The sequence below is a fragment of the Sulfitobacter faviae genome, from assembly GCF_029870955.1.
Lineage (GTDB): Bacteria > Pseudomonadota > Alphaproteobacteria > Rhodobacterales > Rhodobacteraceae > Sulfitobacter > Sulfitobacter faviae.
On the sequence record NZ_PGFQ01000001.1, the window covers coordinates 2,852,716 to 2,869,131 of the forward strand.

Consider the following 16,416-nt stretch of genomic DNA (forward strand, 5'->3'; position numbering starts at 1 on the left):
CTGACTAGCGCAGGGCGTTGCAAAAGAAAACGGATATGCGTGTGTCGCGCGGGCTTTCTTGCGGTGCTGCGGCGCAGGGGCTATGAGGCGCGCATGACAGAGACATCCTCCTCCCCCGTTCAGCCCGCGCCGATCCCGGCCATCGTGCTTGTCCGCCCCAGATGGGCGAGAACATCGGCGCCGCGGCGCGCGCGATGTGGAATTTTGGCCTCGATCACATGCGGGTCGTGGCCCCGCGCGACGGCTGGCCGAGCCAATCCGCCGTGGCCATGGCCTCGGGGCGGGGCGGCTGTTGGACGAGGCACAGCATTGCGCCGATCTGCCCGAAGCGCTTGGCGATTGCGATTTCACCTTTGCCACCACGGCGCGCAGTCGCGATCTGACGAAACCGGTCTACAGCCCTGAGGCTGCGATGCGGTTGGCGGCGGAGAAAATCGCGGCGGGCCAACGGGTTGCGGTGCTGTTCGGACCCGAGCGGGCAGGGCTTGAGAATGAGGATATCGCGCAGGCCAATGCCATCGTCTCGGTCCCGGTGAACCCAAAGTTCGCCTCTCTCAACCTCGCGCAATGCGTGCTGTTGATGTCTTACGAATGGATGCGGGCGCAGGGTGACGTGACCCATGAGGTGGTCGAGATGGCGGGCACCGATTGGGCCAAGGGCGCCGAGGTTGACCATCTGGCGCGGCATTATGAGGAGCAGTTGACTGAGGCCGGGTTCTTCTTCCCCGAGCATAAGGTTGCCTCGATGAAGCTCAACCTTCGCAACATGTGGTCGCGGATGCCGCTGACGCGGGCGGATGTGCAGATGTTGCATGGCATCCTGCGGCAAATGGTCCGCTGGAAGGAGAAGGGCTGAGCCAAAGCCCGGCCCGGAATCAAGCCGCAGGCGCCGGGCCATCGCCTGCCCGCCCCACGGGGAGGCGATTTTGCAAAGCAATGCAACACCTTACGCATGTTGCACCATCGCTGAGCCATAAAGTGGCATGACGGCCCCGTCGGATCGCCACCCCCGGGCAGGCGATGGCCCTCACCTGTCTGGCGACCCCACCCCGCTAGACCTTTCTCTGCCCATGTCATACCACTCTATCCAAACGGAAAAAGAGGCGCGCCATGGCGGAGAAACGCAAACTGTTCGAAGAGGTCGGGACCGACCAACCCAGCCGTGCGCCGGTGCAAACCGGCACGATCGACAAGGGCCGGGGCGGCGCGCGCGGGCCGATCCGGGTCTGGCTGATGATCCTCTTTGCGCTGGTCTTTGTCATGATCGCCGTGGGCGGGCTGACGCGGCTCACTGACTCCGGTCTCAGCATCACGGAATGGCGCCCGGTGACCGGTGCCTTGCCGCCGATGAACGAGGCCGATTGGCAGTCTGAATTCGAGAAATACAAGCAGATCGACGAGTTTCAGGTCCAGAACTCTTGGATGGAACTCTCTGATTTCAAAAGCATCTACTGGTGGGAATGGGGGCATCGGCAGCTTGGCCGGGTGATCGGCCTCGTCTGGGTCTTGGGCTTTCTCTACTTCTTCCTGCGCCGCCAAATCCCTGTCGGCTGGACCAAACGGCTGCTTTTTATCGGCGCTTTGGGCGGCGCGCAGGGGGCGATTGGCTGGTGGATGGTCGCCTCGGGCGTGACCAGCGGGCAGGGGGTGACGGATGTGGCCTCCTACCGTTTGGCGACGCATTTGGGGCTGGCCTTTGTCATCCTCGGCTTCATCACTTGGTATGTGCTCTTGCTGGGCCGCAGCGAACGCGATCTGATTCAGGCCCGCCGGGCTAAGGAGGCCAAGCAATTCGGCATGGCAACGGGTCTGTTGCATTTTGCCGCATTGCAGATCCTGTTGGGCGCCTTGGTCGCAGGGATTGACGCGGGTCGCTACTTCGTCGACTGGCCGCTGATGCAGGGGCAGTTCTTCCCGCCCGAGGCATTCGACATCACGCCGACGTGGCGGAATTTCTTTGAGAACCCGGGGTTGGTGCAATTCATGCACCGGATGGCGGGCTATCTGCTTTTCGCTTTCGGGGTGGTCGTCTGGCTGCGCGGTCGCCGCTCGGCCCATGCCCGGACGCGCTTTGCTTTCAACGCCGTGATGGCGGCGCTATCTTTGCAAGTGGTTCTGGGCATCACCACCGTTCTCTATGCCGCGCCCGTGCATCTGGCGCTCGCGCATCAGGCGCTGGCCGTGCTGCTTTGGGTGCTGATCCTGCGCGCGCGCTTCCTCGCGGCCTATCCCGTCGCCACATCGCTGAGAGGCTGAGACATGACTGCATATGATGATTTGATGGCTTTTCAGCGCGACACCGAGGCGCTGGCGCAGGTCGCAGGCCGTTTAGGCTGGGATCAGGAAACGGTCATGCCTCGGGGCGCGGCCCCGCAGCGGGCCGAGGAAATGGCGGCGATGGAAAGCGTTCTGCACGCCCGCCGCATTGACCCGCGCATCGCTGATTGGCTGGCCCAGATCGAGCCCGCTGCGTTGGACGCGGTCGGGCAGGCGAACCTGCGCCACATCAAGCGCGACTTTGACCGCGCCACCCGCGTTCCCGCCGATCTGGCGGCGCGTATCGCCCGCGTCACCTCCGCCGCCCAAGGCACTTGGGCCGAGGCCCGCGCCGCCGATGACTTCGCGGCCTTCGCCCCCACTCTGAAAGAAGTGATCGCCCTCAAACGCGAAGAGGGGGCCGCGCTGGCCGAAGGGCGCGGGATCGGGATCTACGACGCCATGCTAGAGGATTACGAGCCCGGCACCACGGCGGCGGACCTCGAAGCCATGTTTGGCGCGCTGCGGCCAAAACTCTCCGAACTGCGCGCCGCCGTCCGCGAAGCCGAAGCGCCGCCGGTGTTGGAGGGTGTCTTTGATGAAGCGGCGCAGATGACCCTCACCGCCAAACTGGCGCGGCGCTTTGGCTATGATCTGGCCACCGGGCGCATCGACAAGGCGGTGCATCCCTTCTCCTCCGGATCGGGGCTGGACGTGCGGATCACCACGCGAACCAATGGCCTCGACCCGTTCAATTGCTTTTATTCCACCGTGCATGAGGTGGGCCATGCGGCCTATGAGCAAGGGATTGACAGCGCCTATCTGCTGACGCCTTTGGGCCGGGGCGTGTCGATGGGGGTGCATGAAAGCCAAAGCCGCATCTACGAAAACCAAATTGGCCGCAGCCGCGCCTTCACCGGGTGGCTCTTTGGTGAGATGACGGCGGTCTATGGCGATTTCGGCGTACCGGATGCCGAGACCTTCTACCGGATCGTCAACCGCGTGTCCGATGGTTTCATTCGGACCGAGGCGGATGAGCTTCAGTACAATCTTCATGTTCTGTTACGTTTCGATCTTGAACGGGCGCTGATGTCGGGCGACCTTCAGGTCGACGGGTTGGAAGCGGCGTGGAACGATCGCTTCGAGGCTGACTTCGGCTATCCCGTCGACCGCCCGTCAAACGGTGTCTTGCAGGACGTGCATTGGTCGGTCGGGCTTCTGGGCTATTTCCCGACCTATAGCCTCGGCAACGTCTATGCGGGATGCCTTCACGAGGCTTTGCGGGAGGCCGTACCCGAACTTGACGAGGCTTTGGCGAGAGGGGACACGAGCGCAGCCACAGGTTGGCTGCGTGAAAACGTGCAAAAGCATGGCGGACTTTACGAGCCGCGTAAGGTAATCACCCGCGCTTGCGGAAAGCCGCCGACCGAGGCACCGTTGCTGACCTACCTAGAAAACAAGTTCACGGAACTGTATGGAATTTAAGCATCTAAGATGGGGAACAAACTGGTTTCTAGGATGTTGCTTAGACAGCGGGCATCAGTATAATTCTTAACTCTAGCTTAACATTTCGCCTTTGCGCTGGCTAAGATTATATGCGATGGTGCAGTGAGTTAAAAATTTTGACGAGATACAGGAGTACCTAGACATGAAAATTCTTGCAACGGTAGCGGCGACTATCGCTCTTTCGGGTGCTGCTTTTGCTCAGACGACTACTCAAGCAGCTGTGCTTGGTGCGTCTGACGATGCAGTTTATTCGCTTCAGGTACAGGGCGCCAATGGCGTGATCTATAACTGCAAGCCCGATCCGGTCACAGTTGACGGCAACTTGGCACGCGTCTGCACACCGGCCTCCGGCGCTGGTCTGTTCGAAGCAGGCGCTGGCCTGGGTGGCGGCGCAGCCGCTGCAGGTGCAGCTCTGGTTCTGATTGCGATTGCAGCCGGGTCGTCCTCCTCCACGACAACTACTACTACCAATTAATTTCCTGACGGAAGTTTAAGATTGGAAAATCCCCCGCGCTGATGGCGTGGGGGATTTTTTTGGTGTGCAGAGATGTTTCAAAGTAATCCCCCGCCCCACAGCATATGCATGGGCGGGATGGCCGCCGATCACTCGGCGGCGCTGTCACCCTCGGCTTCATCCTCTTCGTTGCCCTGATCGGCGATCCAGGCCACGCTGACGACTTCCTCGTTCTTGCCGGTGCTGAACACTTTCACACCACCAGCGCTGCGCGAGCGGAATGAGATGCCTTCTACCGGCACGCGGATCGACTGGCCCTTGGAGGTCGCCAGCATCACCTGATCGGACATTTCCACCGGGAAGCAGGCGACGATGGGGCCGTGGGCCATGGCCTTGGTCCAAGCGGTCACGCCCATGCCGCCGCGGCCCCGCACCGGGTAGTCATGAGCCGAGGAAACCTTGCCCGCGCCCTTGGCGGTGATCGTCAGGATGAGATCCTCGGCGGCGGACATTTCGGCATAGCGTTCGGTGCTGAGCTGGCCAGCTTGAACCTGCTCCTCCTCGTCATCGCTGCTGTCATCGTCGGTCAGCCCCGCCATCAGACGGCGCTGTTTGAGATAGGCGACACGCTCTTCCGAACTTGCCTCAAAGTGCCGGATCACGGACATGGAGACGAGGTTGTCGCCTTCGCCCAGACGGATGCCGCGGACGCCTACGGAGTTGCGCGAGTTGAACACCCGCACATCGGTCGCCGGGAAGCGGATTGCGCGGCCCGCGTCGGTGACCAGCATCACGTCATCGTCGTTCGAGGCGATGCGCGCGTTGATCAGCGTGGTGCCCTCATGCTCGCCTTCGAACTTCATGGCGATCTTGCCGTTGGCCTTCACATTGGTGAAATCCGACAGCTTATTGCGCCGCACGGTCCCGGCAGAGGTGGCGAAGATCACCTGCAGGTCGTCCCATTCCTTCTCATCCCGGTCCACGGGCATGATCGCGGCGATGGAGACGCCGGTCGGAATAGGCAGGATATTTACGATGGCCTTGCCCTTGGCGGTGCGTGCGCCCTGCGGCAGGCGCCATGTCTTCAGCTTGTAGACCATCCCGTCGGTGGTGAAGAACAAAAGCTGCGTATGGGTGTTGGCGACGAAGAGGTTGGTGACGACATCCTCCTCCTTGGTCTGCATGCCCGAGACACCCTTGCCGCCGCGGCGCTGCGCGCGGAAATCGGCCAGAGGCGTGCGCTTGATGTAGCCGCCGGAGGTCACGGTCACGACCATTTCCTCGCGGGCGATCAGGTCTTCGTCTTCCATGTCGCCCGACCAGTCGACGATCTCGGTCCGGCGCGGCACGGCGAATTGCTCGCGCACCTCGCGCAACTCCTCCGAGATGATGCCGAGGATGCGCTCGCGGCTGCCCAGAATCTCAAGGTATTCTTTGATCTTACCCGCCAGCTCTTCCAGCTCGTCGGTCACTTCCTTAACGCCAATCTGGGTGAGGCGCTGCAGACGCAGTTCCAGAATGGCGCGGGCCTGAGCTTCGGAGAGGTTGTAGGTGCCGTCTTCGTTCGCCGTATGGGTCGGGTCGTCGATGAGCGCGATATAGGGCAGGATGTCCTCGGCGGGCCAGCGGCGGGTCATCAGCTTCTCGCGCGCCTCGGCGGCGTCGGCGGAGGAGCGGATGGTGGCGACGACTTCGTCGATATTGGTGACTGCGACCGCGAGACCACAAAGGATATGGCTGCGCTCGCGCGCCTTGCGCAAAAGGTAGGCCGTGCGGCGCGCCACGACATCTTCGCGGAAGTCGATGAAGTAGCTCAGGAATTTGCGCAAAGTAAGCTGCTCAGGCCGGCCGCCGTTCAGCGCCAACATGTTGCAGCCGAAGTATGTCTGCATCGGGGTGAAGCGGTAAAGCTGGTTCATCACCACTTCTGCGGTGGCGTCGCGTTTGAGTTCGATCACCACACGCACGCCGTTGCGGTCGCTCTCATCCTGAACGTGGGCGATGCCCTCGATCTTCTTTTCGCGGACCTGTTCGGCGATCTTTTCGATCATCGTGGCTTTGTTGACCTGATAGGGGATCTCGTCGATGACGATGGCCCAGCGGTCTTTGCGGATTTCCTCGACCCGGGTCTTGGCGCGGATCACCACGCTGCCACGGCCCTCAAGGTAGGCTTTGCGCGCGCCGGAGCGGCCCAGCATGATGCCGCCAGTGGGAAAGTCGGGGCCGGGGACGTATTCGATGAGCTGTTCCGATGTCAGGTCCGGATCGTCGATCAGCGCGAGGCAGGCATCAACCACCTCGCCGAGATTATGCGGCGGGATGTTCGTCGCCATGCCGACGGCGATACCGCCCGCGCCGTTGACCAGCATGTTCGGAAAGCGTGCGGGCAGGACGGTCGGTTCCTGCTGCTTGCCGTCGTAGTTGTCCTGAAAATCGACGGTTTCCTTGTCGATATCGGCCAGAAGATAGGCGGCGGGCTTGTCCATGCGCACTTCGGTATAGCGCATGGCCGCCGGGTTATCGCCGTCCATCGAGCCGAAGTTGCCCTGACCGTCCAGAAGCGGCAGCGACATGGAAAAATCCTGCGCCATCCGCACAAGCGCGTCGTAAATCGCGCTGTCGCCATGGGGGTGGTACTGGCCCATCACGTCGCCCACGGGACGGGCGGATTTGCGGTAGGGTTTGTCATGCGTGTTGCCGGTCTCATGCATCGCGTAGAGGATGCGGCGGTGCACCGGTTTCAGACCGTCGCGCAGGTCGGGAATCGCGCGGCTGACGATCACGCTCATCGCGTAGTCCAGATAGGACGTGCGCATCTCGTGTTCGATGGTCACCGACGGCCCGTGGAAGATGGGCTTTTCGTCTGCGTTTTCAGGGGTATCCGGCGTATCGGTCACGTATCTTGCCCACCATTTTTATGGTTCTATATCTTGGGGTTTTCTATAGCAGACGGGGCATATCAGGTGCAATGGCTGTGGCCGAAACGCACTGGCAGCACTTGGGGCGAAGTGCCAACACACTGTTTTCATTGAAAAGTAATTCTGACCGCGCAAACTTGTTCTACTGAGGCAGCAAGGGAGGCGCAACATGCCCCGCAGTGAAACCGAATTGATGCTAAAAGGTTACGGGCTGACCACGGCAGAGTTCTTTTACCACATGCCCGATTATAGCCATGTGCTGAACAGTTATATCTGGCAGGATTACGACATCGCACCGGACCATCCGCGCCTGTTCGAATTCGTCGAATTCTGGCGCGCGGAGTTGGACGGTCCGCTGCATTCGGTCCGGTTCACCCATCGCAAGCTGATCGGCCCCGGCGAATGGCAAAACCAAGTGGGGGAGTTCACGCTACATTGAGCCGATAAGCCCTTGGGCAGGGGCGTCAGGCCGAACAGCTTGCCCCGCCCAAAACGCAGAATTTGGCGCAGTGCGGGTGGTTCAGGGCCACGTCGCGCTCCGCCTCGGCCAATGTGGTCCCGAGTTCAAACTCAGGGTCGTAGGGCAAGAGCGTGCAGGCCAGCACGGCGGGCTTCTCGGCCCCCTTGCGTTTGACCACCATCCGGGAGGAGGCGCACATCACCGCGTCAGGGGACTTGTCCAAAATGCCCCAGCAGGCGGTGGTGATTTCGGGCACCTCGACCGCCTCGTCCATCTCGGGGAAGAGGACGGTCATGGCGGGGTCTTGTGCGTCGATGTCAAAGCCGTGTTCGGCGTAGAAGGCGGAATAGCCCGCGCGGCTGTCGGCATCGCTGTCGGCAAAGATCGACCGCCCCGCCACGGCCATGCGAAAGCCGTTGTCGCGGAGCCATTCCATGCCGGTCAGGGTTTTGTCGAAGGCACCTGTCCCACGTTCCGCATCATGCAGGTCGCGGCGATAATGGTCGACGGAGATGCGGAAGGTCATCTTGCCGGGATAGGCATTGCGCAGCCGCAACAGCCCCTTTTGCACCGATTTACGCATCATCGGGCGCATCGCGTTGGTCAGGATCAGCACCTCGTAACCGCGCTCCAGCGAGGCTTCGGTGATCTCGATCATCTGGGGGTTCATGAAGGGCTCGCCGCCGGTGAAGGCAATCTCGCGCACCGGCCAGCTACGCTGCTCGATCTGGTCGAGATAGTCGCGCACCTCATCCGCGGTGATATAGACCAGCGCGTCGTTCTTGGGGCTGGAGGCGATATAGCAGTTTACGCATTCGATGTTGCACAGGGTGCCTGTGTTGAACCAAAGCGTTTCCGCCCCGCGCAGGGCCACGGTGGCGCGGGGTTCCCCCTTGGCGGTGACCGCCGGGTTCTGGAACTTGCCCTCGTTTGCTTGCGCAATATCTTTCATGATTGTTCCTTGCGTGATCCCGTGTGTTCCTGTTGTGGTAAGCTATTGCGGCGCACCCTAAAAGTCCAAGCACCGGGGCGCACAGTCTTGTGATGTAGGGAAAAATAAGTATGTTTGCGCTAACTCTGCCATTCTGCCCGGACAAGGATTAATCAATGGTTTCGCGTGTTATCCCTGTCGACCCCTTCGATCTTGTCATCTTTGGCGGCACCGGCGATCTGGCCCGGCGCAAGATTTTGCCGGGTCTTTACCGGCGATATTGTGCGGGTCAAATGCCCGAAGAGGCGCGGATCATCGGGGCTGCGCGCACCGAGATGGACGCCAAAGGCTACCGCGAGATGGTGGCCGAAGCGATTGAAGAGTTTGGCGGGAAAGACGCCTGCGATAACCTCGACGCCTTTCTCGCCAAGCTTGACTATGTCGCCATCGACGCACGCGGAGAGACCGGCTGGGCCGAGCTGCAGGACCTGATGTCCGGCAAGGACCGGATCGAGGTCTATTACTTCTCTGTCGCGCCGGGGCTTTTCGGTGATCTGGCCGAACGGTTGCAGCAATGGGGCATGGCGGGCGAAGAATGTCGCATTGTCGTGGAAAAACCCTTTGGCCGCGATCTGGAGAGTGCGCGCGCCCTCAACGCGACGCTGGCCACCTATTTTAAAGAACAGCAGATCTACCGGATCGATCACTATCTCGGCAAAGAGACGGTGCAGAACCTCATGGCCGTGCGCTTTGGCAACATGCTGTTCGAGCCGCTGTGGAACCGCCAATACGTCGACCACATCCAGATCACCGTGGCCGAGACGGTGGGCGTCGGCGGCCGTGGGGAGTATTACGACAAATCCGGCGCGATGCGGGACATGGTGCAGAACCACTTGATGCAACTCTTGTGCCTGATCGCGATGGAGCCGCCCGCGCGTTTCGACCCTGATGCGGTGCGCGATGAAAAGCTGAAAGTGATCCGCGCGATCGATCCGGTGCTGCCGCATCACCTCGTGCGCGGGCAGTATGAGGCCGAGGAGGGCAATGAAGAAGATGCCCCCAGCTACCGCGATGCCGTCGGCAACCCGCGTTCGCGGACCGAGAGTTTCGTGGCGTTGAAGGCCCATATCAGCAACTGGCGTTGGCATGGCACGCCGTTCTATCTGCGCACCGGCAAACGCATGGTGGCGCGGTCGAGCGAGATCACGGTGGTTTTCAAAGACACGCCGCATTCCATCTTTGCCGAAGACGCTGGCCGTCATCGCAACGTGCTGTCGATCCGCTTGCAGCCGAACGAGGGCATCACTCTTGGCGTGACGATCAAGGAACCGGGGCCGGGGGGCATGCGTCTGGTCGATGTGCCGCTCGACATGACCTTTGCCGAAGCGCTTGGCCCCGATGGGGGCGATCAGGTCGATGCCTATGAGCGGCTTATCATGGATGTGATCCGGGGCAACCAGACATTGTTCATGCGCGACGACGAGGTCGAGGCCGCCTGGGCCTGGACCGATCCGATCATCCAAGGCTGGGAGGCGCGTCACGACGTGCCCAAACCCTATGACAGCGGCTCGGCGGGGCCCACGGATGCGACAGAAATGATGCGGCGCGATGGCCGTGAATGGCGAAAGGTATCCCCATGAACATCATCGAATATGCGGACCGCGAAATGCTGGTGATGAATGTCGCCAACAAACTGGCGGGCAAGTTGAAATCGGCGCTTTCGGGCAATGACCGCGTGTCTTTCGCGGTGCCGGGCGGCTCTACCCCCGGCCCGATCTTTGAGATGCTCAGCGCGACCGATCTGGATTGGAGCCGGGTGGATGTGATGTTGACCGATGAGCGTTGGGTGGACGTGGATGACCCGCTGTCGAACGCGCGTCTGGTGCGCGAGCATCTGATGAACGACCGCGCCGCGGCGGCGCAGTTCATCCCATTTTTCCGCCCCGGGCTTTCTCCGGGCGAGGGGGCAGAGGTGGTGGCCCCCAGTCTGACGGATCATGTGCCGATCTCTGTCCTGCTGCTTGGCATGGGCGACGACATGCACACCGCCTCGCTTTTCCCCGGTGATCCGAGCTTGCCTGACGCTTTGGCCGCCGATGCCCCGCTTTTGTGCCCGGTCTATCCCGAGGGCCAGCCCACTGCGCGGGTCACGCTGCCGGCGCATGTGCTCGACGGGGCGCTGAACAAACATCTCGTGATTTTCGGGGATGAGAAACGCGCCGCGCTTGAGCGCGCTGAGGGGCTTTCCCCCGGAGAGGCGCCGATTGCAGCGGTGCTGGATGAAATCGAGGTTTACTGGGCGGCATGATGAACATTTGGCAAGACCTTCAAGAGCGGCAAAGCGCCGTGGCAGACCGCAAGATCACGGCACTGTTCGATGACCCGAACCGGGCCGAGGACTTCTCGCTGCGCACGCAGCATATGCTGTTCGACTACGCCAAGACGAATATCGACACCGAGACCCGCGCGGCACTGCTGCAACTGGTCGAAAACGCCAAGGTCACCGAACGGCGTGATGCGATGTTCGTGGGCGCGCCGATCAATGAGACCGAAGGCCGCGCGGTGTTGCACACCGCATTGCGCAATCTCGATGGCGGGCCGGTAGAAGTCGCGGGCGAAGATGTCATGCCGCAGGTCCGCGACACGCTGGCGCGGATGCGCAGCTTTGCCGATCAGGTGCGCAGCGGCGACATTACGGATGTGGTCAACATCGGCATCGGCGGCTCCGACCTTGGCCCCGCCATGGCGACCCGCGCGCTGAGGCCCTATCACGATGGGCCGCGTTGCCACTTCGTCTCGAACGTCGATGGCGCGCATATCGCGGATACGCTGCGGGGGCTGGATGCCAAGAAAACGCTGGTGATCGTGGCCTCCAAGACTTTCACCACCATCGAGACCATGACCAATGCGCGCACGGCGCGGGCGTGGATGCAGGACCATGGCGGCGATCCGGCGACGCAATTCGCCGCGCTCAGCACCGCGGATGACAAGACCGCCGAGTTCGGGATCGACCCGGCTCGCGTCTTCGGTTTCGAGGATTGGGTCGGCGGGCGCTATTCCGTCTGGGGGCCGATTGGGCTCTCGCTGATGATCGCCATTGGGCCCAAGGCTTTCGACAGCTTCCTGCGCGGCGCGCAGGAGATGGACCGCCATTTCTGCGCCGCTGATCCGGCGGAGAACATGCCGATGTTGTTGGCGCTGGTGGGCATCTGGCACAACCAAATCTGCGGCCATGCCACCCGCGCGGTGCTGCCCTATGACCAACGGCTTGAGATGCTGCCCGACTACCTGCAACAGCTTGAGATGGAATCGAACGGCAAAGGCGTGCAGATGGACGGCACCGACAGCCCACGCCACACTGGCCCGGTGGTCTGGGGCGCGGCGGGCACCAATGGGCAGCACGCTTTCTATCAGTTGATCCACCAAGGCACGCGGGTGATCCCTTGCGAGTTTCTGGTGGCGGCCAAGGGGCATGAACCGGAGTTGCAGCATCACCACGATCTGCTGATTGCCAATTGCCTTGCCCAATCCGAGGCGCTGATGCGCGGACGGTCTTTGGACGAAGCGCGCGCCATCATGCGCGACGCGGGGCTTTCGGGCGACGCGCTTGAACGCCAAGCGCGCCACCGTGTCTTCCCCGGCAACCGGCCCTCGACCACACTTGCCTATGAAACGCTTGATCCCTTCACGCTGGGCCAGATCATCGCGCTCTATGAGCATCGCGTTTTCGTCGAAGGGGTGATCCTCGGCATCAACTCTTTCGATCAATGGGGTGTGGAGCTGGGCAAGGAACTGGCCAAATCCCTCCAACCGCTGGTCGAAGGCGACCTCTCTGCCGAGGGGAAAGACGGCTCCACCGCAGGGCTGATCGGCTATATCCACCAGCATCGCGGCTAGGGGCTGCCCTTAGACCGGAACGAGGCCCCGCGCGGGCGACAGCCGCCTGCGCGGTGCCATTGTCCTGTCCGTCAGCGCTATTACGACTTGCCGGAGGGGAAGGCTTGCAACTGCCCTGACCTTTGGACAGTCTCGAAGCAAATGATTGGAGGACCCCCTATGCTTGGCCAGATGATGACGCAGCCGCTGCTGATCTCAAGCCTGATTTCCCATGCCGAACGCTATCACCCCGAGGGCGAGATCATCTCGGTCTCGACCACCGGCGGGGTCGAGGAGACGAACTGGGGGCAGGTGGCCGAGAATGCGCGGCGTTTGGGCGCGGCCTTGACCGATCTGGGGCTGTCGCCGCAGGCGCGTTGCGGGACCATCGCATGGAACAATCGGCGGCATCTGGAGATCTACTTCGGCACCTCCGGCGCGGGCTTTGTCTGCCATACGATCAACCCGCGGCTCTTTGCCGATCAGCTTGTTTATATCCTCAACCATGCCGCGGATGAGGTTCTGTTCATCGACAAGACCTTCGTCCCCCTCGTCGCCGCGATCCTCGACAAGCTTGAGCATCTCAAGCACCTCGTCCTGATGTCCGGCCCCGATGCCGAGGCTGCCGAGGCGCTGCCGGGGCTGATCTTCTACGACGAATTGGTGGCTTCGGGCGATGCCGGGTTCGACTGGCCCGATCTGGATGAGAACACGGCGTCGAGCCTGTGCTACACCTCTGGCACCACGGGCAATCCCAAGGGCGTGCTCTATTCCCACCGCTCGACCGTGCTGCATTCCTTTGGCATCAACATGGCCGATAGCATCGCGATCTCCGCACGGGACATCGTGATGGCCGTGGTACCGATGTTCCATGTCAACGCTTGGGGCTGCCCCTATGCCAGCGCCATGACCGGCGCGCGGATGGTGCTGCCGGGGCCGAACCTCGATGGGGCGTCGCTGGTGGGGCTGATCGACACCTACCGCGTTTCCTTGGCGCTTGGCGTGCCGACGATCTGGCAGGGGCTCTTGGCGGCGGCAAAGAAATCCGGCAGCGAACTGCCCAGCCTAGAGCGTACGGTGGTCGGCGGTTCGGCCTGTCCGCCGTCGATGATCAAGACCTTCCGCGAAGACTATGGGGTGGAGACCATCCACGCTTGGGGCATGACCGAGATGTCGCCGGTGGGCAGCGTCAACAAGCCCTTGGCGAAACACGGTGAATTGCCCGAAGACGCCCAGCACAAGCTGCGCGAGAACCAAGGCCGCCCGGTCTTTGGCGTCGAACTTGAGATCTGGGACGACGCAGGCAAGCCGCTGCCCCACGACGGCGAAACCCAAGGCGCGCTGGTCACCCGCGGGCATTGGATTTTGGATGCCTACTACCAATCCGATCGCGACAGCACCCTGCGCGATGGCTGGTTCGACACCGGCGATATCGCGACGATGGACGCCGACGGCTATATCACCATCCGTGACCGCGCCAAGGACATCATCAAGTCCGGCGGCGAATGGATCAGTTCGGTCGAGTTGGAGAATATCGCCATCGCCCATCCCGATCTGGCCGACGCCGCCGTCATCGGGGCCACCCATCCCAAATGGGACGAGCGCCCGGTTCTGGTCGCGGTGAAGGCCGAAGGGGCCGATCCGTCAGAGGCGGATATCCTTAAGGTTTTCGAGGATCAGATCGCCAAATGGCAGGTGCCCGACAGGGTGGTCTTCGCCGAGGCACTGCCGCGCAACGCGACGGGCAAAGTGCTGAAACGCGACCTGCGGGACCGTTTTGGCGATGTGCTGATGCAGGGCGAGAGCTAAGATAGGCCGCCCCGGTCCGCTTTGGGCCGGGGCGTTTTGCCATCAGGCCGAGCGGCGCATCTCGCTATCGGCCACGGGGCGGGGTAGGGTCAGCCGGAAGGTGCTGCCCACGTCGACTTTGCTTTCCAGCGACAGGCTACCGCCATGCAGGCTGGCCAGTTGCTCGGCAATGGCAAGGCCCAATCCCAAGCCGCCGTTCTCACGCGACATTGAGCCGTCAACCTGCTGAAACCGCAGGAAAACCCGTTCGAGATTGTCCTCGGAAATACCGCAGCCCGTGTCGGAGACCGAGAAGGTGATCTCTTCGGCATCCTGCTGCATCTGAAGATGAATATTGCCGCTGCGGGTGAATTTGATCGCGTTTGAAATCAGGTTGTAGAGGATCTGCCGGAGGCGCACCGGATCGGCATTGGCGAGGGCCGTGCCATTGTCCTCATAGGTCAGCGTCAGCCCCTTGGCCTCGGCATCCGGGCGCAGGTCATCGGCGACGGAACGGGCGATCTCGCTGGTCTCAACCTCTTGCAGATCAAGCTCCATCTTGCCGCGCGCGACCTTGGTCCAATCCAACAGGTCTTCGACAAGGCGCAGCATATGTTTGGACGACCCGGCGATGCCGCCCGCTTGGTCAGAGACGAAGTTTTGGAACTCATCGACGCTGTGGCGAATGTCGGGCGTGGCATTGGCGCTGTTGTTCAACGCGGTCTGCAAGCGCCGGGCTTGGGGGAGCTTTTCGGCATGTTGCAGGAAGGTCGCCCGGCCCGAGATCACGGTGAGCGGCGTGCGCAGTTCATGGCTGACGTTGTTGAGGAATTCGGTCTTTTCGCGGTCCGCCGCCTTGGCCGCGTCGAGCGCGCGTTTCTCGGCCGTCACATCGGTCCAGATGCCCACGGTATAGCCATGCGGCGTGCGCGATTCCGTGACTTTGAGCCAGAAGTTGTCCGAAACCTCAAGAATGAAGGCGCCGGTCGGGTTGCGGAACCGGGCGAGACGTTTGGCGATCCATGCCTCACGCTCTTCGACCTGCTCTGGGTGCTGATGGCGGGCGACCCAATGGCGCAACAGCTCTTCGATGGTTTTGCCGGGGATCAAAAGGTCAGAGATTTCAGGGTGATACTCCAGAAACTTGCTGTTGACGGTGACAAGGCGTTCTTTCTCGTCAAAGGCGATGAACCCCTCTTGGATCGAGCCGATCCCTTCGGCCAAAAGCGCATGGGCTTCCTGCTTTTTCAGCGTGACCCGGCGGAAGGCCCAGAGGCCTGCCATCAGCGCGATGGTCGCGATCAGGGCGAAGGCCACGAGGTAGGGGCTTTGCGGGGCATAGGGGGGCAGGCCGTTGGCCGGGCTTGCCGTCGCCTCCCATGTCTTGCCCAAAAGCTCGAACCGGGTGCGCACAGGCGCTGTGGGGTCGACCGCCGCGGGCTCAATCTCAGGCGGCATGACGCCCGTGGGAAAGGCGCGGAGGCTATAGATGTAGTCGGCGGCCTGATGCGGGTTTTGATGCGGCTCGAACAGCCGGTCGGGCTGGAAGACGATGGACATCACCCCCCAAAAACGCGGCGCACCGAGGCCGATGGGGCGCTCGAACACCGGGTAGTGCATGATATAGCCCTTGCCGCCTTGAACAAGGTTCAGCGGCCCTTCGATGGTCGGGCTCTGGCGGCGGTAGGCATTGGCGACGCCGGAAAGCTGCGTTGGGATGTTCTTGTATTCCAGACCAATCGTCTCGCCATTCTGGGTTTTGGGGTAGCTATGGGTGATCTTGAGGTCCGGGGCGAGGGCGAAGGCCTGAATGCCGGGGTTCCGGTCGCGCAACTCTTTGACCAGCAGTTCGATCTTCTTGTCTTTGAAGGCCTCGCTGGAAAGCAGGATATTCTCGATGTTCTTGGTGACCAGAATGGTCTCTTGGAACTGATGCTGCACCTGATTGCTGACTTCATGCAGTGTTTGCCGGGCATCTTGACGGATGCTGGCGATATGCTGCTCGTAATCCAGTTTGACGATCGAATAGCTGATGCCGGCGACACAGCACAGCACGATGAAATTGACGATGATATACGCCTTGGATGTCGCGTAGTCCCGAAACGCGTTTGCCACGCTTTTTTCCTTTGCCTCAATGCGCATCCGACATCGTTGGGCCATCTGCGCGTAAGTTACTTCCCTGTAGATCGCTACTTTTGCGGGCAATCATGGCGAAATTCGGACCAGA

Annotated in this window: 11 protein-coding genes and 1 pseudogene; 9 read left to right on the plus strand and 3 right to left on the minus strand. The window is 61.7% G+C overall.

The annotated features are described in order from the left end of the window. Nucleotides 1–93: 93 nt before the first annotated feature. The 4 genes and pseudogenes from CUR85_RS14745 to CUR85_RS14760 all read left to right on the plus strand — a co-directional run bounded on the left by CUR85_RS14745 (nt 94) and on the right by CUR85_RS14760 (nt 4,237). Nucleotides 94–856: pseudogene (locus CUR85_RS14745) on the plus strand (RNA methyltransferase). Between the two features lie 254 nt (nt 857–1,110). Next, nucleotides 1,111–2,256, plus strand: a complete 1,146-nt coding sequence (gene ctaA, locus CUR85_RS14750; RefSeq protein ID WP_067262043.1) for a heme A synthase — start codon at nt 1,111–1,113, stop codon at nt 2,254–2,256. 3 nt (nt 2,257–2,259) lie between these two features. Next, on the plus strand, nt 2,260–3,741 hold the full coding sequence (locus CUR85_RS14755; protein WP_067262041.1) for a carboxypeptidase M32: 1,482 nt from the start codon (nt 2,260–2,262) through the stop codon (nt 3,739–3,741). 163 nt (nt 3,742–3,904) lie between these two features. Then, a complete protein-coding gene (locus CUR85_RS14760) occupies nt 3,905–4,237 on the plus strand; it encodes a hypothetical protein (protein WP_136720316.1) in 333 nt (110 codons plus the stop codon). 128 nt (nt 4,238–4,365) lie between these two features. Here CUR85_RS14760 and gyrA read toward each other — a convergent pair whose 3' ends face one another. Further along, nucleotides 4,366–7,113 carry a DNA gyrase subunit A gene (gene gyrA, locus CUR85_RS14765; RefSeq protein ID WP_067262039.1) on the minus strand — a complete coding sequence of 916 codons (2,748 nt, stop codon included), beginning with the start codon at nt 7,111–7,113 and terminating at the stop codon, nt 4,366–4,368. A gap of 190 nt (nt 7,114–7,303) precedes the next feature. Here gyrA and CUR85_RS14770 point away from each other — a divergent pair, with 190 nt between their 5' ends. Continuing rightward, nucleotides 7,304–7,573, plus strand: a complete 270-nt coding sequence (locus tag CUR85_RS14770; protein ID WP_067262037.1) for an usg protein — start codon at nt 7,304–7,306, stop codon at nt 7,571–7,573. Nucleotides 7,574–7,598: 25 nt separating this feature from the next. Here the strand turns inward: CUR85_RS14770 and CUR85_RS14775 are convergent, their stop codons facing one another. Further along, on the minus strand, nt 7,599–8,546 hold the full coding sequence (locus CUR85_RS14775; protein ID WP_067262035.1) for a radical SAM protein: 948 nt from the start codon (nt 8,544–8,546) through the stop codon (nt 7,599–7,601). A 155-nt stretch (nt 8,547–8,701) separates the two neighbouring features. Here CUR85_RS14775 and zwf point away from each other — a divergent pair, with 155 nt between their 5' ends. The 4 genes from zwf to CUR85_RS14795 all read left to right on the plus strand — a co-directional run bounded on the left by zwf (nt 8,702) and on the right by CUR85_RS14795 (nt 14,210). Continuing rightward, on the plus strand, nt 8,702–10,165 hold the full coding sequence (gene zwf, locus CUR85_RS14780) for a glucose-6-phosphate dehydrogenase (RefSeq protein ID WP_067262033.1): 1,464 nt from the start codon (nt 8,702–8,704) through the stop codon (nt 10,163–10,165). After that, nucleotides 10,162–10,833, plus strand: a complete 672-nt coding sequence (pgl, locus tag CUR85_RS14785; RefSeq protein WP_067262031.1) for a 6-phosphogluconolactonase — start codon at nt 10,162–10,164, stop codon at nt 10,831–10,833. Before zwf ends, pgl begins: the two co-directional genes overlap by 4 nt. After that, complete coding sequence (gene pgi, locus CUR85_RS14790) at nt 10,830–12,422, plus strand: glucose-6-phosphate isomerase (RefSeq protein WP_394376090.1); 1,593 nt, start codon at nt 10,830–10,832, stop codon at nt 12,420–12,422. The genes pgl and pgi overlap by 4 nt, the downstream gene beginning before the upstream one ends. Nucleotides 12,423–12,581: 159 nt before the next feature. Further along, on the plus strand, nt 12,582–14,210 hold the full coding sequence (locus tag CUR85_RS14795) for a long-chain fatty acid--CoA ligase (protein WP_067262029.1): 1,629 nt from the start codon (nt 12,582–12,584) through the stop codon (nt 14,208–14,210). A 42-nt stretch (nt 14,211–14,252) separates the two neighbouring features. On the opposite strand, the gene CUR85_RS14800 is transcribed toward CUR85_RS14795, so the two are convergent. Next, on the minus strand, nt 14,253–16,304 hold the full coding sequence (locus CUR85_RS14800) for an ATP-binding protein (protein WP_067262068.1): 2,052 nt from the start codon (nt 16,302–16,304) through the stop codon (nt 14,253–14,255). Between the last annotated feature and the right edge of the window lie 112 nt (nt 16,305–16,416).

Excerpts from the sequence above, each read along its gene's own strand:
- pgi (WP_394376090.1), top strand. The coding sequence starts at position 10,830 with ATGATGAACATTTGGCAAGACCTTCAAGAGCGGCAAAGCGCCGTGGCA.
- CUR85_RS14795 (WP_067262029.1), top strand. The coding sequence starts at position 12,582 with ATGCTTGGCCAGATGATGACGCAGCCGCTGCTGATCTCAAGCCTGATT.
- CUR85_RS14755 (WP_067262041.1), top strand. The coding sequence starts at position 2,260 with ATGACTGCATATGATGATTTGATGGCTTTTCAGCGCGACACCGAGGCG.
- CUR85_RS14760 (WP_136720316.1), top strand. The coding sequence starts at position 3,905 with ATGAAAATTCTTGCAACGGTAGCGGCGACTATCGCTCTTTCGGGTGCT.
- pgl (WP_067262031.1), top strand. The coding sequence starts at position 10,162 with ATGAACATCATCGAATATGCGGACCGCGAAATGCTGGTGATGAATGTC.
- CUR85_RS14770 (WP_067262037.1), top strand. The coding sequence starts at position 7,304 with ATGCCCCGCAGTGAAACCGAATTGATGCTAAAAGGTTACGGGCTGACC.
- CUR85_RS14775 (WP_067262035.1), bottom strand. The coding sequence starts at position 8,546 with ATGAAAGATATTGCGCAAGCAAACGAGGGCAAGTTCCAGAACCCGGCG.
- zwf (WP_067262033.1), top strand. The coding sequence starts at position 8,702 with ATGGTTTCGCGTGTTATCCCTGTCGACCCCTTCGATCTTGTCATCTTT.
- ctaA (WP_067262043.1), top strand. The coding sequence starts at position 1,111 with ATGGCGGAGAAACGCAAACTGTTCGAAGAGGTCGGGACCGACCAACCC.